The following is a 16,828-nucleotide window of genomic DNA, read 5'->3' as shown; positions in this document are numbered from 1 at the left end:
GATGAGTAAAATTTACGATTCAATATTGGATACGATTGGTAATACACCTATCGTTAGAATTAACCGCTTAGGGCCTAAGCACGTTAATATGTTCGTTAAGGCGGAATATTTTAACCCGCTGGCTTCCGTTAAAGACCGTTTAGCTTTTGCCATTATTAATGATGCTGAGCGTAAAGGCTTGTTAAAACCAGGCCAGACGGTAGTGGAAGCGACCTCAGGAAATACTGGTATTGCTTTGGCCATGGTCTGTGCCGCTAAGGGGTATCCTTTTGTGGCTGTAATGACCGAGACTTTCTCGGTTGAGCGTCGCAAGATTATGCGAGCTCTGGGCGCAAAAGTGGTGCTAACGCCAGCGGCAGAACGTGGTACTGGTATGGTAAAAGTGGCTGAACAATTGGCAGAGAAGAATGGTTGGTTCCTGGCTCGTCAGTTTGAAAACTTGGCTAACCCTGAATATCACCGTAACACAACGGCACCGGAGATCCTGCGTGCTTTTGCCAATGAAAATCTTGATTATTTTGTCAGCGGCTATGGTACTGGCGGTACTATCACTGGTGTGGGTGAAGTCTTAAAGGTCGCTCGTCCTGATATTAAGATCATTGCCACCGAGCCGAAAGTCGCAGCTCTACTGCAGGGCCAGGAGTGGCAGCCGCACAAGATTCAGGGTTGGACTCCTGATTTTGTTGCCGACGTTATGAATAAAGAAATTTATGACGAAGTCGTATCCATTTCAGATGAGGTTGCACGTGATACGTCACTGGCACTTGCGCGTAACGAAGGTATTTTCTGTGGTGTGTCGTCTGGTGCAACGTTTGCGGCAGCGCTGGAAGTAGCACAAAAGGCTCCTGAAGGCTCTAATATCCTGGCCATGTTGCCTGATACTGGTGAACGTTATCTCAGTACCTTCCTGTTCGATGACATTGATGAAGGTTCTGACGAAGACATAGTCGCAACCTTAAATTAGTAAAATATATTCTGCTGTATAAAGCCCGCGTTAATGCGGGCTTTTTTATGCCTGGCCGTTTGATGTTTGGAAGCAACCATGGGCATAATCAATGCACGGATAATGACTAATAATTACTTGTGGCTGATCGATACTGTGTTTCTGTTTTCGCAACTGACCGTTTAGAAGGAACGACCGCTGTCGTTTTTTGTTTGAATGAGTCTCTGTCAAAAGAGCAGATGCAGGAAATTGCTTTAGAAGAAAACGTACCTGCAACCTGCTTTGTACAACAAATTAATAACGACGTCTTTAACATTCACTTCTTTAACAGTACCCATGAAATTCAACTGTGCGGGCATGGCTTGTTGGCAAGTGCCTGGGTATTGGCTGAAAAGGGTTTTAAAGTATTCCAGTTTAGAACCATACACACCCAGGTGATGGCAAAAGTAGAAGGCGATGGTTCTGTCTGGCTTGAGTTCCATGAACTGAAAGCCGAGCCAGCTAAGATACCGAGCTGGGCTGACGATTGTTTAAGTTCTCAGCCACTCACAGCATATAAAGCTGGCGCTAGCGATGGCTATTGGATTATGGAATGGCCAGAGGACTTTCAACTGTCAAAGCTGCAAGTTGATGGCGGTGCCTTAAAGCGTTCCACCAATCGAGCGTTAATTGCAACTCAAAAAAGTACCAACAGAGACTACGATTATTGTTTTCGCTACTTTGCGCCTCAGCATGGTGTTACCGAGGATAAAGCCACGGGCTCCGCCCATAGAGTGTTAATCAGTTATTGGTATCACAAGCTAGGGCAGAGTAAGGTAACTGCGCGACAACTGTCTAAAGAAGGCGCTGAACTCAACGGTAAGTTTGTCCATGGAGCCGTCTGGATTTCTGGTAATGTCACAATTCGACGGTAAGATAGAGTAATAGGGTATTGATATTCGAGGATTTTATGCTGGATCAAACGACAACAGCATCGCATCTTGAATCGGTTCAAACACAGTTTGAAACAGTAAGAGCTTTTACCGAGTCGCTTTGTGAGCCATTAGAAGTAGATGATTTTGGATTACAGGCAATGGCAGAAACCAGTCCGGTTAAATGGCATTTAGCTCACACCTCCTGGTTTTTTGAAACCTTTATTTTAAAGCGTTATGAACGAGGGTTTAAGCCTTATAATCCACAGTACGAGTATCTTTTCAATTCTTATTACAACGCTGTTGGTCAACAGTTTCCACGACCGCAGCGGCATTTATTGTCTCGTCCCACAGTTAGCGAAGTCTTTGAATATCGCCAGTTCATTACAAGCAAAATAGTAAACTTACTTAAAAGTTTAACTTCGGAACAATATGATGAGGCTCTGTCGCTGGTAGTGCTAGGCATCAATCATGAACAACAGCATCAGGAATTATTGCTGACCGATCTAAAATATAACTTATATCAAAACCCACTGATGCCGCATTATCGTAAGACCAATGACGATAACGTCAGCCTTTACAGGAAACCGGTTGAGCATGACTGGCTTAGGTTTCAGCCAGGACTCGCTGTTATTGGCAAAGACGTGGAAGCGGATGTGAACTCCGAGTTTGGTTTTGATAATGAATCTCCACAACATCAACACTACCTGAATGGTTTTGAGCTAGGCAACCGTCTGGTGACTAATGCTGAATACATGGAATTTATTGAGCATGGCGGTTATGAGTGTTCGGAGTTCTGGCTTAGTGACGGCTGGGATGTAAGGCAACAAAAACAGTGGCATGCACCTTTGTACTGGTTTAAAGATGGTGGACTCTGGTATCACTACACCCTGGCAGGTGTTAAGCCCGTTAATGACGATGACCCACTTGCTCATGTCAGTTATTATGAAGCGGATGCGTTTGCCAGTTGGAAAGGGGCGCGACTACCTACGGAGCAGGAGTGGGAGGTAGCCGCTAGGAATCAGCCGGTGAAAGGCCGTTTTGTCGATGCGTATTATTTGAAGCCAGTTCAAGCTACCGAGGCTGATGATAAACTGCTCCAATTATATGGTGAGCTGTGGCAATGGACGTCAAGCAGTTATAGCCCATACCCAGGCTATAAGCCGTTGGCCGGTGCTGTGGGTGAGTATAACGGGAAGTTTATGGCGAATCAGTTTGTGCTCAAGGGAGGTTCATGTGCTACCTCAAAAGACCATATCAGAAGCACTTATCGTAATTTTTTCTATCCTGAAGCCAGGTGGCAGTTTTCAGGAATACGTTTAGCGAGAGATCTATAAGGAGCTATTGTGACCACTGAACTGTTACTCGAAGAAGAACAGCAGGCGATCATGGAAGGACTTTTATCGCAGCAAAAATTTATCAACCCTAAGTACTTTTATAATCATCGGGGCTCGAAACTATTTGAGCAAATCACGGAGCTTGTTGAGTATTATCCGACGCGTACCGAGCGATCTATTTTACTTACCTATGCCAAGGATATAGCACGTCATATTGACAGCGAAGCCTTAATTATTGAACCGGGAGCAGGCAGCTGTAAAAAAATTGAGTATCTTTTAAATGAGCTACATCCGAGCGTCTATGTGCCGCAGGATGTTTCTGCTGAGTTTCTAGCTCAGTCGGCAAGCAGGTTGTCTAATACTTATCCCTGGTTAGATGTGTCACCTATCGCCAGTGATTTTTCACAGCCGATCATTATTCCAGACAAGTACCAGAATTATAGGAAGTATGTGTTTTACCCGGGGTCGACCATTGGCAATTTTGAACCGGGCGATGCTCGTCAGTTTTTGCAGCAAATGCGGGAATTGGTTGGAAAGCAGGGCGGGATGTTGCTTGGCGTTGATTTGCATAAGGAAAATGAAGTTTTACATGCAGCTTATAATGACAAGAAAGGTATTACCGCCGAATTTAACCTCAATACCTTATATCATATTAACCAAATTCTTGAGGCACAGATGGACGTCTCAAAGTTTGAGCACTATGCTCTATACAATGAGAAGCAGCAGCGTATCGAAATGTACCTGAGAAGTCTGATTCAACAGGATTACAATATTTTGGGGCATAAGGTCACTTTTGCAGAAGGCGAACTGATCCATACCGAGCATTCCTACAAATACACCTTAGACGGTATTGCAGAGATGGCCGAATCAGCTGGTTTTTATCTGGAGCATAGCTGGTTGGATGATAACCAGCTGTTTAGCGTGAATTATTTGAGGGCGGTTTAGGTTTGCCCCTTGAGGCTTCTCATCAACGCCTTCAGCAAATAAAAAAGCCTGCACAAGGCAGGCTTCTTAATTTGGCGGTGAAGGAGGGATTAATAAAATACATCCTCGTATTTTACCCTTCGGGCCATCGTCGCTTTTTAAGAAAAGCTCCGATGTTGTCTTGCAGCAAAGCTGCTCGGCTCGAACCCTTGAGGCTTCTCATCAACTCTCTCAGCAAATAAAAAAGCCTGCACAAGGCAGGCTTCTTAATTTGGCGGTGAAGGAGGGATTAATAAAATACATCCTCGTATTTTACCCTTCGGGCAGCTTCGCTGTTCAAAATCGTTCCAGACGATTTTGTCGAACCAAGGTTCTCATCCCGTTAACGCAGATACAAAAATACCCGCACTAGGCGGGTATTTATTGTATGGCGGTGAAGGAGGGATTCGAACCCTCGATACGCTGTTAACGTATACACACTTTCCAGGCGTGCGCCTTCAGCCACTCGGCCACTTCACCGTATTTCTTTAGTCTCAAGTTTTATTGTGGTGTCGAAACTAAACTCACCACGGCGCACTATTGCGTGCGCATTACTCGAAAGCTGACGCTTTCTCGCCCTGACGGGCCGCTGGTGCATAGCCCCAGCGTTCAAACCTTTGGTTTGTCAGCCACTCGGCCACTTCACCGTATTTCTTTAGTCTCAAGTTTTATTGTGGTGTCGAAACTAAACTCACCACGGCGCACTATTGCGTGCGCATTACTCGAAAGCTGACGCTTTCTCGCCCTGACGGGCCGCTGGTGCATAGCCCCAGCGTTCAAACCTTTGGTTTGTCAGCCACTCGGCCACTTCACCGTATTTCTTTAGTCTCAAGTTTTATTGTGGTGTCGAAACTAAACTCACCACGGCGCACTATTGCGTGCGCATTACTCGAAAGCTGACGCTTTCTCGCCCTGACGGGCCGCTGGTGCATAGCCCCAGCGTTCAAACCTTTGGTTTGTCAGCCACTCGGCCACTTCACCGTAAGCTCTCAGGCCGCGTAAGATAGCTGAAAGTGTCGGTTATGGCAAGCCTGTTTTGATCTTAGTCGGACTGGAGGTAGGTCTTCTGGGGCGATACGATGATGTTTTTCATGGCTTCTCGGCCTAGAAGCATTTTGTAACGCATCTTGTGGCGGTTGGCTAACGTGATGTCTATGTTCCAGGTGCTGTTGCCTATGGTTATTGGGCTGCGTATGACATAACGTAATTGAGTTTGTCCGTTGGAGCTGGTGATTTTTCGGTAATCAATGACTTTTGCTTCACAGGTGATCGTGTGTTTGGGATGACGTTTATCGGGGCATGTCTTGAAGGTTACATAGGTACTGCCTTCTTTATCGAAGGACTCAATATCAAAGGCGTGCAGGCTGGAAGTTTTTGCACCGGTATCGACCTTAACTTTTATGGCATCAATCTTGAGCTCTGTTAGCTTAGCTTCTTCTTTCCAGCCAACTGTCATTTTACTCACAGTAGTATCCTCGTTTAACCTTTGCCTTTCGGTTTGTTAGGACCTTTTAAGGAATCTTTTTCAATATACTTGATAATGGCGCCAGCAACGTCTTTGCCTGTTGCCGTTTCAATACCTTCGAGACCTGGCGATGAGTTCACTTCGATAACCAGCGGGCCGTGGGCTGAACGAATTAAATCCACGCCGGCAACATCAAGTCCCATGACTTTGGCTGCGCGCACAGCTAAAGCACGCTCGTCAGGCTTTAACTTGATGACTTCAGCACTGCCACCACGGTGGAGGTTGGAGCGAAACTCACCTTCTTTGGCACTACGCTGCATAGCGGCAATGACGCGTTCACCGACCACGAAGCAGCGGATATCGGAACCGCCGGCTTCTTTAATGAACTCCTGAACCAAAAAGTCGGCGTTAAGGCTTCTAAAGGCATTAATCAAACTTTCTGCAGCTTTATTGGTTTCCGCTAATACCACGCCATTTCCGTGCGTACTTTCTATCACTTTGACAATTAAAGGTGCGCCGCCAACCGACTGGATTAACTCTTCTGTCGCGTTGGCCGCATGGGCGTAGCTGGTGATCGGCATGCCAACGCCTTTACGCGCCAACAGCTGGTGAGCGCGCAACTTATCCCGTGAGCGGGTGATGGCAATGGACTCGTTTATCGAATAAACGCCACTCACTTCGAACTGACGTAATACCGCGGTGCCGTAAGCCGTAATGGAGGCACCAATACGTGGTATGACGGCATCAAAATTTAGCTGGGTTACTTCACCTTTAACTTTGCTATGAACGGTAGGGCGGTTAGCTGTGATATTCATGAAGCATTTGAGTACATCAATGACCTGTGGAGTATGGCCACGTTGTTTTGCTGCTTCGACTAATCGTCGGGTCGAATATAGTCTGGCGTTGCGGGAAAGGATGCCGATTTTCATGTAAACCCTATGGAAGATGGAGCATATGAAGGAAGTTAGTTTCAATATAGCACATAGCTCTAAAAACTATATAGCAAATAATGAGCATAAAAGAGTAATGATTTGATCACAGTTTCAAAGAGCACAACCTGTTTGTCACAAAGCTGCAACCATTCTGACAATTAGCTGTCACCATACCGTCACGTTTTCCGCATAGGCTATAGGCGCTTATCAAAAAATTTATGATTTACAATCTATAACAGAGGATAAAATATGCGTCGCCTAACTCAATCGATAATGGCAGCAGCGGTGGCAGCAGGTGTCACTTCAGTTGCTCATTCTGCGATTCTTCCTGACGTTCAATCGAATAGTCAGTGGTTTATTGACGGTCAAGCTGCGATTGATAAACAACTTAATCAAACTCATCTTACCAACGCAAAAAACGTCATCGTGTTTGTCGGTGATGGCATGGGAGTTTCGACAGTTACGGCTGCTCGTATCCTGGCCGGTCAGCGCGTGGGCAATTCGGGCGAAGAGAATTTCCTGTCGTTTGAACAGATGCCGTATAGTGCTCAGGTTAAAACCTATAACACCAACCAGCAAACACCTGATTCAGCAGGTACCATGACTGCCATGATGACAGGGGTGAAAACGAAAGCTGGTGTCATCAATATCGCACCCGATAGCGATCGCGCCAACTGTGATATGGCTAACGGTTATGAGCTGAAAACGGCTCTTGAGTTAGCAGAAGATCAAGGCCTCTCGACAGGGGTTGTTTCAACAGCTCGCGTTACTCATGCTACTCCTGCCGCCACTTACGCCAAGGTCTCTGAACGTAACTGGGAAAGCGACGATGGTATGCCAGATGAAGCGAAAGAGGCAGGCTGTAAAGATATTGCTACCCAGCTCGTTGAACTGGAAGTGGGCGATGGTATTGATGTTGTTTTGGGTGGTGGTCGTCGTCACTTTATTCCAGAAACAATGACAGACTCAGAAGGTAAGACCGGTAAGCGCACTGATGGTCGTGATTTGACTAATGAGTGGTTAGAGCGATACAGCGGCCAGGCTGCATTTTATGTTGAAGATCAAAGTAGTTTTTCCGGCCTGGACCTTGCTAACACCGACAAATTGCTAGGTCTTTTTAATTCGTCGCACATGGAATATAACGCTGACCGTTTGAATGATATTGGTGGTGAACCAACATTAACTGAAATGACCCAGGGCGCTATCGATGTTCTAAAGAAAAATGATAACGGTTATGTACTGATGGTTGAGTCAGGCCGAATCGATCACGCGCACCACGCGGGTAACGCCTACCGGGCTCTGGATGACACGATTGAATTCGCCAACGCTGTTCAATATGCAATGGATAATACCAACCCGGAAGAAACTCTGATTATCGTAACAGCCGATCACAGTCATGTGTTCACGATTGCTGGGTATCCGCAACGTGGTAATCCTATCCTTGGCTTAGTTAAATCAACTGACGCTAATGGCCAGCCTTTAGCCGAACCGGCGGTAGCCTCAGACGGCATGCCGTACACAACGGTCAGTTATACCAATGGCTTAGGCTTCGCTGATTACGGTACTGGCAATGGCGGCGATCAACGCTATGGCGATGATTCTCATATGGGGGGACGTGTTGATTTAACCGCTATCGATACGACTCAGTCAGGTTTCCATCAGGAAGCACTCGTTCCACTAAGTTCTGAAACTCATGCTGGTGAAGATATTACGGTCCATGCTGTTGGCCCTGGGGCTCAGTTACTCCAAGGTGTTATCGAGCAGAACGTTATCTTCCACGTCATTAACCAGGCAGCTGAGCTTGGCGGCGACACTTACCAGTAACTGATTAACAGCACAGAATTTAAATTGAGGAAAACAACATGACTATTTTTCAAATAAAGCAGCAATCCAAAAGGCATGCTCATAAATTGTTGAGCGTGTTGGTGGCGAGTAGCTTACTGACGGCCTGTTTTGATGATGACGATGACCCACAACCCGATCCTGAACCACCTGTTTCAAGTGTCGACTGGACTAAAACCAATGACTGGTTTACCAAAGGTGAGCAACGAGTTGCTACTGCCATGAACACAGAGGAAGTGTTAACCAAAGGTTCCGCTAAAAACGTTATCTTGTTTGTTGGCGATGGCATGGGCGTTTCAACGGTAACGGCTGCGCGTATTTTGGCGGGGCAAAAAGCGGGTGATACTGGTGAAGAATATCAGCTGAGTTTTGAAACTTTCCCGGTTGCGGGTTTTGCCAAAACTTATAACACTAATCAGCAAACACCTGATTCGGCAGGTACCATGACGGCCATGATGAGCGGTGTTAAAACCAAAGCGGGCGTGATTGGGGTTGCTGAGGATGTATTGCGAGCGGATTGTGCTTCTTCGCAGGGTAAGGAGTTAATGACTGCTGTGGAATTGGCTGAGATGTCTGGGATGTCGACGGGGGTTGTATCGACCGCCCGCATTACGCATGCTACGCCAGCCGCAACTTACGCTAAGTCTCCTGAACGTAACTGGGAGAGTGATGATGGGTTAACGGATGAAGCCAAAGCGAATGGTTGTAAAGATATTGCGACTCAATTAATCGATTTTGCTTACGGTGATGGTATTGATGTTGTGATGGGTGGTGGTCGTCGTCACTTTATTCCCAACACTTTAACGGATGAAGAAGGAAAAAGCGGTAAGCGCACGGATGGGGTTAATCTTATCGATTCATGGCAAGCCAAATACAGTATGGGCTCTTATGTGTATGATCAGGCTGGCTTTGACACTTTGAGTGCTGATACGACATCGAAGGTTTTGGGTTTATTTAACTCTTCGCATATGGAGTATGAAGCAGATCGTGCGAACGATACGGCGGGCGAACCATCGTTGACTGAAATGACGGAAAAGTCGATTGATATCCTCAGTAAAAACGATAAGGGGTATTTCTTAACGGTTGAGTCAGGTCGTATTGATCATGGTCACCATGCGGGTAATGCTTATCGTGCGCTGGAAGATGCAATCGAGTTTTCGGAAGCGATTCAGGCGGCGGTTGATAAGGTTGACCTGAGCGAGACCCTGATCGTTGTAACTGCTGACCACAGTCACGTATTCACTTTGGCAGGTTATCCAACTCGCGGCAACCCAATTCTTGGCGTAGTGAAAGGCAACGATGATGCTGGTCATGCAGAATCTGAAGCCGTGATGGCTGCGGACGATATGCCTTATACCACGGTTGGTTATGCTAATGGCCTGGGTTATGCCGACTATGGTCAAGGTGCCGGTGGTGACCAGCGTTATGGCGATGCAGCAGCTGTAGGCCGCCATGATATCGGTGCTGTTGAAACTGAAACGTCTGGCTATCATCAGGAAGCCTTAGTGCCATTAGGTTCTGAGACACATTCCGGTGAAGACGTCGGCATCTACGCTGTAGGACCTGGAGCGCAACTGCTTCGTGGTACTCATGAGCAAAGTGATATTTTCCATGCAATGAACCATATTGCAGATCTTGTGAGTAAAGCGGAAGCTGCTCAGTAATTAATGACTATGGCGCTCTGACTTCAGGAGCGCCTTTATTGCGTGTAAAAGTATTATGTTTCAAATCAATAAATTATTAACACTAATGGCTATTGTGGGCTTTTTAAGTTTAGCCCTGGTTAGCTTGGCAATGGCTCAGAATAGAGGGGCTTTCCCGGCTCAGAAAGCAGAGTATGTACTATCTGAAGATGGCGTGAATTCGTTACTCACGGTCTGGGTCAGTGACGGTACTATTGCGTTTTCACCGCAGGGGACGGATCAAATTGCTGCATGGCATTTGTGGCAAACGGATAATCCTACGTTTTATCAGATTTTCCCAAACGTTAAATACCGTATCGAGTTTGATCGTTTGACCAGTCATGAGATGCAGTCAGTTTTGGCGCAGCTAAAACAATTGGTTAAGGATGAGTCTTTGGTGGATGATGCTGAGTTTAGTAATAAAGAGTTAACTTTGTCCTCTCTGGATTCTGGGGAGCAGGCGCAGAATGAAATCAGGTCATGGAACGACTTTAAGACATTAGATTATGCCGATATTGGTGACAATGAAGCGGACCCGGTTCTTGGTCGGTTGATCCAGCAGGGTTTCGTGCGTGGCTTTTAATAGCCACGCTCGCTTGTCCTGATCACAGCTTTGGTCTGGCTCTTTCTATAAGGTATTCGCAATCAATCGAGGACGGCAAGTTGCCGTAATTGAGTCCTCGTATGGCTGTTAATCGGGCTTCACAAAATGCTTCGGCAACGGTGTTATCGCCATAAAGAAGCAGCTGACAGGCTTGCATCAGTTTAGCCAGTCTCTCAACTAAGTAACGACTTTCATATTCAAAGTTTTCACTTTGACTCAATTGCTCTCGTGTTTCTGCCAGATAGTGATCATAGTGTTGGTTTTTACCCTTTGCTTTCTCCAGTTCTTCAAAGTAAACATCAAGCGCCTCGGGTGATTTATTAATCGCACGGATCACATCCAAACATTGTACATTACCGCTACCTTCCCAAATCGAGTTTACAGGAGCTTCGCGATAAAGTCGGGGGAGAATGGATTCTTCGACATAACCTACGCCTCCCAAACACTCTTGAGCCTCCGCAATATGACCACTGGCGCGTTTACAGATCCAGTATTTACCTATCGCAGTAGTTAAGCGCAGTAAGCCCTGTTCAAATGGATCGTCGGCTTGATCCAGAGCCATAGCCATTCGAGCGGTTATGGCTAGCGCTGCTTCTGATTCTAAACATAAATCGGCCAGAACATTTTGCATCAGAGGTTGTTGAACTAAAGGCTTGCCGAACACCTGTCGGTAATGACAATGGTGAGTTATTTGGGCTACAGCCTGGTGCATTAAAGCGCTGGAGCCGATCATGCAGTCGTAGCGGGTAAGGGCAACCATTTCAATAATGGTTTTTACACCTTTGCCTTCGTCACCTAATAACCAACCAAAAGCACCGCGAAACTCGACTTCCGAAGAAGCGTTGGAGCGGTTACCCATCTTGTCTTTCAGGCGCTGAATATAGAGCTGGTTTTTACTGCCATCGGGTCGCCATCGAGGAACCAGAAAGCAGGACAGGCCTTGTTCGGTTTGAGCCAGTGTTAAAAAGCCATCGCACATTGGAGCGGAGCAGAACCACTTATGACCGATGATTTCGTACGTTTTGTTTTCTGTACTTACTGCTGCGGCATAACTTTTGTTAGCACGAACATCAGTTCCGCCCTGTTTTTCAGTCATGGCCATGCCAATAGTTACACCGGCTTTGTCACTGACTGGCTTATTGGCTGGGTCATAGGTTCCATGCAGCAGTTTCTCCAGCCAGTCGGAACCAATGTGCGGATTCTTACTTAACGGTGGTACCGCAGAGAAGGTCATGGTCAGCGGGCAGGCGCTACCGGCTTCAATCTGGTTGTAGAGATAATTCTTGGCCATTCGCACCAAATGGGAGCCGCTTTGCTTTTCACTCCAGGGCTGAGAGGGAAGCTTGTGTTCTATGGCCAGCGCCATCAAGTCATGATAAGCAGGGTGATACTCTACGACATCCTGTCGATTTCCAAAGCGATCGTGGGAATGAAATTGGGGCGGGTTTTCATTGGCTTGAAAACCTTTTTGAATCCATTCCGCCTGACCAAGTATTGCTCCCAGCTGGCTTATTTCCTGGCGGCCCCAGTCACCGCCTGATTGTTTTACCCACTCCTGTAATGCGGTGTCGCTCTCGAACAAATTATAGTTCTCAAGCGCTGGTGGCTGATTGGTCACCTGGTGGGTTTCAGCAACTGCTTTAGCAAAAGTTACTTTGTCGTCCTGATGATAGTTTTCACTCATAGTTCGCTAACCTTGATGAACACTTCCGACCAGTGTAGCAGGAAAAAAGTTAGCAAAACAAATAGTCGCCAGTTAAGAATGAGCCTGATGTGACATTTTTCGTAAAAGAGGGCTTTATTATTTTTAACGTTTGGGGGATAATGCGCACCACTCAGCTGGTCCCCCCGCAACGATACGTTGTGAATCCCGCCAGGCCCGGAAGGGAGCAACGGTAGCAGCCGACTCGTGTGCCGGGGTGTGGCTAGCTGGGTCTAAATTCAAAAAGCCGCTAGTGGAGACACTTAGCGGCTTTTTATCAATAGAGTTAGTTGCCTACTGGCTTGCATCAACCTCCTTTTCTACGCCAACTTCACCATCCTCATCTTCGTCATAGTTTGGATCCGTAATAGTACTCTCAATTACCCGGTGCACTTCCAACTCAAATTTGTCCACATTGTACGTTTTTCTTAAATCCTTAATTTTAGCAATGACTTCTTTATCACCAATCGCGCCGCCGGTATTGGTATCGTCACCGTTAATGCCTGAATTCCAGTCATCAATAATATCTTCGTATACCTCATAGTCTGATTCATAGCGCCATACACACTTAGGAGCGCCTGAATATGGGAGCCAACCATCACTGTTGCCATAATCAACCTGAACGGCTTGCTGACACTCTTCTTCTGTGCTGTAAGGACCCCGGTCTGCATAGGTGTAGTCGGCCATACCGTTAGTATTACTGTAACTGTATGCTGTATAAAAATAACCGCCACAGGTAACGCAGCCTTGTCCAGCTGTTGCCTGGATAGCGGCTGATGTTAATCCTAGCGCGGTAGCTGTTAACAGAGCAGTTTTTAATATTTTCATAGTTTGGACCTCTCGTTTATATGTTTAGTACGTAGTGGTTTTTGAGTGTATTGGCAACTCGGTATCGGTTACAGTGATATCGTGGGCATAAGAGGGAAAACCTGGGAAGTCTTGGGTAAAAATACAGTTAACCTGTTGAAAGCAATGGCTTTGTTGGTTTTTCACGTTGTTGCCCATAGAGATAAATATTTTCTGTAGCAAGCTTTTGTGCTATGGTCTTTGCACTAAAACGATAAGCATTTCTATAGTTGATTGATTTATGAGCTACCAAGTGCTCGCCCGTAAATGGCGCCCTAAAAATTTTCAGGAATTACGCGGACAGGAACACGTCAGTCGCGCGCTAGTTAATGCTATTGATAGTGGTCGTTTGCACCATGCCTATTTATTCACGGGAACCCGTGGTGTTGGTAAAACGACGATTGCACGGATTTTATCGAAGTGTCTGAACTGTGAGACTAATGGGGTGACAGCAACCCCGTGCGGGGAATGCGGTAGCTGCTCTGAGATTGATCAGGGGCGTTTTGTCGACCTGATTGAAGTCGATGCGGCGTCTCGAACCAAGGTGGATGATACCCGTGAACTGTTAGAAAACGTGCAGTACCGACCGACTCGTGGTCGCTATAAAGTTTACCTGATTGATGAAGTCCACATGTTGTCGAACAGCTCTTTTAATGCTTTGCTTAAAACCTTGGAAGAGCCGCCTGAGCACGTTATTTTCCTATTGGCCACAACCGATCCGCAAAAGCTGCCGGTGACGGTCTTATCACGTTGTCTTCAATTCCATTTAAAACACATGGACGAAGAGACTATTGCGAGTCACCTTCAGTTTATTCTTGAACAGGAATCCATTGAATTTGAACAGCCTGCACTGCATTTAATCGCACAGTCAGCGGAAGGCAGTATGCGTGATGCGTTGAGTTTACTCGATCAAGCCATTGCTTACGGGCAGGGTAAGGTACTTGAAGAAGATATCCGTACCATGCTGGGCACGATAGACCATAAATTTATGGTGCGTTTGTTGGAGGCATTGGCCAGTAAAGACAGCGTGATGGCGATAAAAGCGGTTGATGACATGAGCCATTATCCGGTGGACTTTGCCGATGCTCTGAAAGAGTTGTTGAGCCGCTTACATCAGATAGCTGTTTACCAGGCGACACAAGTGGTGTTGGATCATGCGGCTTCCTACATCCCACAGTTTGCGGAGATTTTCGAGTCAGCGGACTTACAGATGTATTACCAGCTAGGGCTGCATGCAAGACGTGATATGGAGTGGGCTCCCACCGCCAAGCAGGGGCTGGAAATGGCCCTGCTGCGAATGTTGGCATTTCAGCTGGACACTTCTTCTGCCCAGCCAGAAGCAAAAAAAAAAGTTAGCGTAAAGTCTAAGTCAGTTACTTGTTCAGAGCCAGCTACAGAACCTACAAAGGTAAGCTCAAAGGATAACTCTTCCGAACAGCCCAAAACTGAGCCTTTACCCCAAAGCCCTGAAAAAGTCAAATTAAGACAAGAAGATAGAGTAGAAACCTCATCTAAAATAGAAAGTGTTGAAGTTAACTCTCAACAAGTGTCTCAGGATGAGTTTGCCGGGTATGAGCAGTTTATTCAGCAGGACGAAGCGGATAAAGAATCCGCGCTTGATAACTTCTCCATGCCCGCCGAACCAGAGAAAAGAGACCAAAACACCACTCAGGAAAGTACTCCTAAAGCTTCGAATAAGTCTGAGGCGGTTGAAGACGACACGGATGCATTAGCCAGTTTGCATTCAGCACTAGGCTTAGACTTTGGACAGTCGACGGAAGAGCCTGCCAAGGATAACAGTGAATCTTTTGAGGCGGAGGTAAAAAGCGCCGAGCAACAGAAGACTCACGTTGAAAGTCGGCCTGATCGCGAATCAGTTCCTGATGAAGCCGAAGCGGCAGAAGAGCAGGCTTATGACAGTGACATAGAACGTTTAATGCAGGTGCAAAGCGATGCTGCCGAAGAGCCTGTAATGTCTCAGCCGCAAGCTTCAGTAGAGCCTGACGTTATAGAACAGGAACCTGATGTTGTCGGGGAGCTTGATGCGCCGCAGGAAGCCTTGGATTGGGCAAATATGGTGAAAAGACTTGAATTAGAGGGGACCTACCACCAAATAGCACAATCAAGCTGTGCTATTTGGGATTCAGAGCAGCAACTGACGCTTGAAATAGCACCGGAGCAAGAAATTTTATTAACTGACGGTGCTAAGGCTAACATTAAACAGTCTTTGGAGTCTGGCTTAGGCAAAAGCGTAACGATTAATTGGCAGCTAAAAGCGCCAACCATCATAACGCCTGTTGAAATTTGGCAGCATCAGGCCAAACTTAGACTGCAAAAAGCGTGTGAGGATTTGAATCAGCACCCATTTAGTCAGCAGCTACAGCAGCAGTTTGGTGCTAAAATAGATCGTCAGTCAGTAACCTATTTAGATAATCAGGGCTCTTAAGTAATAGTCCTGATCGGATTTTCAGTATTATAAAGTTGAGGTAAGCAATGTTTGGTAAAGGCGGATTGGGCAACATGATGAAACAGGCCCAGCAAATGCAGGAAAAGATGAAAGCGGCTCAGGAAGAGATTGCTAATATGGAAGTGACAGGCGAAGCCGGTGGCGGCATGGTTAAAGTCATCATGACTGGTCGTCACGACGTTAAAAGCGTTGAAATCGATCCAAGCGTTTTGGATGAAGATAAAGAATTTCTTGAAGATTTAATCGCAGCGGCGACCAATGCGGCTGTGCGTAAGGTTGAAGAAACGACTAAAGAGAAGATGGAAGGGGCGACTGATGGGTTGAATCTTCCCCCAGGTATGAACCTCCCATTTTAACTTGCCTATTTGGATTTCTTCGGTGTTGGTTTTGTGCTCGAGTCATCACGTATTTCTTAATACGCTCAGCCTCTGTGCGCAAAACCGCCTGGAAGAAACCCCAAATATTCAGCGTTAAAACTAAAACAATACGTAATGTTCAAAGTACCTTATAAGAAGCTTGTATGCAGTCTCCGTTGATTAAAAAGTTAGTTGATGCTTTTACCTGTCTGCCGGGAGTTGGACCTAAGTCTGCGCAGCGTATGACTTATCACCTGCTCGAGCGGAATCGGGATGGTGGTAATAACTTATCGGCTGCGCTGGAGGCTGCGATGAGCGGCGTAGAACATTGTAAACGTTGTCGCGACTTTACCGAGTCAGAACTGTGCGGAATTTGTCAGTCGGAGCGTCGCGATAAAAGCCTTCTGTGTATCGTCGAGAGCCCGGCTGATGTAATGGCAATTGAGGCTACCGGGGGCTTTAAAGGAACCTACTTTGTGCTGATGGGCCACCTCTCGCCGCTGGATGGCATTGGTCCGGAAGATATTGGGCTCGACCAGTTAAAGATGTTAATTGATTCTGAAAAGCCACAAGAAGTGATTTTGGCCACCAACTCTACAGTGGAAGGCGAGGCTACCGCGCACTTTATTGCCGAAATGCTTAAAGGTACGGGAATAACCCTATCTCGGATTGCTTCCGGCGTGCCTATTGGTGGTGAGCTGGAATATATCGATGGCGGCACCTTAATGCATTCTTTTTCCGGGCGTCAACCATACTCCTCTTAGACCTTTTTTGTTGT

Annotated in this window: 14 protein-coding genes, 1 tRNA gene and 1 other RNA gene; 11 read left to right on the top strand and 5 right to left on the bottom strand. The window is 46.5% G+C overall.

Annotated features, from left to right (window positions below):
- Position 1 precedes the first annotated feature (1 nt).
- The 4 genes from cysK (at position 2) to egtD (ending at position 4,136) form a co-directional block, all read left to right on the top strand.
- Positions 2-964, top strand: a complete 963-nt coding sequence (cysK, locus tag H7708_RS03845; RefSeq protein ID WP_223669155.1) for a cysteine synthase A — start codon at positions 2-4, stop codon at positions 962-964.
- A gap of 119 nt (positions 965-1,083) precedes the next feature.
- Positions 1,084-1,857: a PhzF family phenazine biosynthesis protein gene (locus tag H7708_RS03840; RefSeq protein ID WP_223669154.1), complete on the top strand. Its 774-nt coding sequence runs from the start codon at positions 1,084-1,086 to the stop codon at positions 1,855-1,857.
- 35 nt (positions 1,858-1,892) lie between these two features.
- Positions 1,893-3,191 (top strand): ergothioneine biosynthesis protein EgtB, encoded by a 1,299-nt coding sequence (gene egtB, locus H7708_RS03835; RefSeq protein ID WP_223669153.1) that lies wholly within the window; start codon positions 1,893-1,895, stop codon positions 3,189-3,191.
- A 9-nt stretch (positions 3,192-3,200) separates the two neighbouring features.
- On the top strand, positions 3,201-4,136 hold the full coding sequence (egtD, locus tag H7708_RS03830; RefSeq protein WP_223669152.1) for an L-histidine N(alpha)-methyltransferase: 936 nt from the start codon (positions 3,201-3,203) through the stop codon (positions 4,134-4,136).
- A 407-nt stretch (positions 4,137-4,543) separates the two neighbouring features.
- Here egtD and H7708_RS03825 read toward each other — a convergent pair.
- The 3 genes from H7708_RS03825 to rimK all read right to left on the bottom strand — a co-directional run bounded on the left by H7708_RS03825 (position 4,544) and on the right by rimK (position 6,548).
- A tRNA-Ser gene (locus H7708_RS03825) sits at positions 4,544-4,634 on the bottom strand.
- Between the two features lie 562 nt (positions 4,635-5,196).
- Positions 5,197-5,610 (bottom strand): ATP-dependent zinc protease family protein, encoded by a 414-nt coding sequence (locus H7708_RS03820; RefSeq protein WP_223669389.1) that lies wholly within the window; start codon positions 5,608-5,610, stop codon positions 5,197-5,199.
- Between the two features lie 23 nt (positions 5,611-5,633).
- Entirely contained in the window at positions 5,634-6,548 is a 915-nt protein-coding gene (gene rimK, locus H7708_RS03815) for a 30S ribosomal protein S6--L-glutamate ligase (protein WP_223669151.1), read from the bottom strand.
- Positions 6,549-6,800: 252 nt separating this feature from the next.
- On the opposite strand from rimK, the gene H7708_RS03810 reads away from it, so the two are divergent.
- From H7708_RS03810 to H7708_RS03800, 3 genes are all read left to right on the top strand, one after another.
- The gene (locus H7708_RS03810; protein ID WP_223669150.1) at positions 6,801-8,375 is read left to right on the top strand and encodes an alkaline phosphatase; all 1,575 of its coding nucleotides are present in this window, start codon (positions 6,801-6,803) and stop codon (positions 8,373-8,375) included.
- 38 nt (positions 8,376-8,413) lie between these two features.
- Entirely contained in the window at positions 8,414-10,057 is a 1,644-nt protein-coding gene (locus H7708_RS03805; RefSeq protein WP_223669149.1) for an alkaline phosphatase, read from the top strand.
- Between the two features lie 130 nt (positions 10,058-10,187).
- Entirely contained in the window at positions 10,188-10,658 is a 471-nt protein-coding gene (locus H7708_RS03800) for a hypothetical protein (RefSeq protein ID WP_223669148.1), read from the top strand.
- Between the two features lie 22 nt (positions 10,659-10,680).
- On the opposite strand, the gene H7708_RS03795 is transcribed toward H7708_RS03800, so the two are convergent.
- A complete protein-coding gene (locus H7708_RS03795) occupies positions 10,681-12,363 on the bottom strand; it encodes an isovaleryl-CoA dehydrogenase (RefSeq protein WP_223669147.1) in 1,683 nt (560 codons plus the stop codon).
- 153 nt (positions 12,364-12,516) lie between these two features.
- Here H7708_RS03795 and ffs point away from each other — a divergent pair.
- An RNA gene (gene ffs / locus H7708_RS03790) (signal recognition particle sRNA small type) lies at positions 12,517-12,613 on the top strand.
- A 62-nt stretch (positions 12,614-12,675) separates the two neighbouring features.
- On the opposite strand, the gene H7708_RS03785 is transcribed toward ffs, so the two are convergent.
- A complete protein-coding gene (locus H7708_RS03785) occupies positions 12,676-13,209 on the bottom strand; it encodes a hypothetical protein (RefSeq protein ID WP_223669146.1) in 534 nt (177 codons plus the stop codon).
- Between the two features lie 259 nt (positions 13,210-13,468).
- On the opposite strand from H7708_RS03785, the gene dnaX reads away from it, so the two are divergent.
- From dnaX to recR, 3 genes are all read left to right on the top strand, one after another.
- The gene (dnaX, locus tag H7708_RS03780) at positions 13,469-15,673 is read left to right on the top strand and encodes a DNA polymerase III subunit gamma/tau (protein WP_223669145.1); all 2,205 of its coding nucleotides are present in this window, start codon (positions 13,469-13,471) and stop codon (positions 15,671-15,673) included.
- A 47-nt stretch (positions 15,674-15,720) separates the two neighbouring features.
- Positions 15,721-16,050, top strand: a complete 330-nt coding sequence (locus H7708_RS03775; protein ID WP_223669144.1) for a YbaB/EbfC family nucleoid-associated protein — start codon at positions 15,721-15,723, stop codon at positions 16,048-16,050.
- A 164-nt stretch (positions 16,051-16,214) separates the two neighbouring features.
- Entirely contained in the window at positions 16,215-16,814 is a 600-nt protein-coding gene (gene recR / locus H7708_RS03770; RefSeq protein ID WP_223669143.1) for a recombination mediator RecR, read from the top strand.
- Positions 16,815-16,828: the final 14 nt, after the last annotated feature.

It is taken from the genome of Kangiella shandongensis, assembly GCF_020005365.1.
GTDB classification, from domain to species: Bacteria; Pseudomonadota; Gammaproteobacteria; order Enterobacterales; family Kangiellaceae; genus Kangiella; species Kangiella shandongensis.
This window is presented reverse-complemented; position numbering and strand designations above follow the sequence as displayed.

Excerpts from the sequence above, each read along its gene's own strand:
- H7708_RS03810 (WP_223669150.1), top strand. The coding sequence starts at position 6,801 with ATGCGTCGCCTAACTCAATCGATAATGGCAGCAGCGGTGGCAGCAGGT.
- H7708_RS03820 (WP_223669389.1), bottom strand. The coding sequence starts at position 5,610 with ATGACAGTTGGCTGGAAAGAAGAAGCTAAGCTAACAGAGCTCAAGATT.
- egtB (WP_223669153.1), top strand. The coding sequence starts at position 1,893 with ATGCTGGATCAAACGACAACAGCATCGCATCTTGAATCGGTTCAAACA.
- dnaX (WP_223669145.1), top strand. The coding sequence starts at position 13,469 with ATGAGCTACCAAGTGCTCGCCCGTAAATGGCGCCCTAAAAATTTTCAG.
- cysK (WP_223669155.1), top strand. The coding sequence starts at position 2 with ATGAGTAAAATTTACGATTCAATATTGGATACGATTGGTAATACACCT.
- H7708_RS03785 (WP_223669146.1), bottom strand. The coding sequence starts at position 13,209 with ATGAAAATATTAAAAACTGCTCTGTTAACAGCTACCGCGCTAGGATTA.
- recR (WP_223669143.1), top strand. The coding sequence starts at position 16,215 with ATGCAGTCTCCGTTGATTAAAAAGTTAGTTGATGCTTTTACCTGTCTG.
- H7708_RS03775 (WP_223669144.1), top strand. The coding sequence starts at position 15,721 with ATGTTTGGTAAAGGCGGATTGGGCAACATGATGAAACAGGCCCAGCAA.
- H7708_RS03800 (WP_223669148.1), top strand. The coding sequence starts at position 10,188 with ATGGCTCAGAATAGAGGGGCTTTCCCGGCTCAGAAAGCAGAGTATGTA.
- H7708_RS03795 (WP_223669147.1), bottom strand. The coding sequence starts at position 12,363 with ATGAGTGAAAACTATCATCAGGACGACAAAGTAACTTTTGCTAAAGCA.
- H7708_RS03805 (WP_223669149.1), top strand. The coding sequence starts at position 8,414 with ATGACTATTTTTCAAATAAAGCAGCAATCCAAAAGGCATGCTCATAAA.
- rimK (WP_223669151.1), bottom strand. The coding sequence starts at position 6,548 with ATGAAAATCGGCATCCTTTCCCGCAACGCCAGACTATATTCGACCCGA.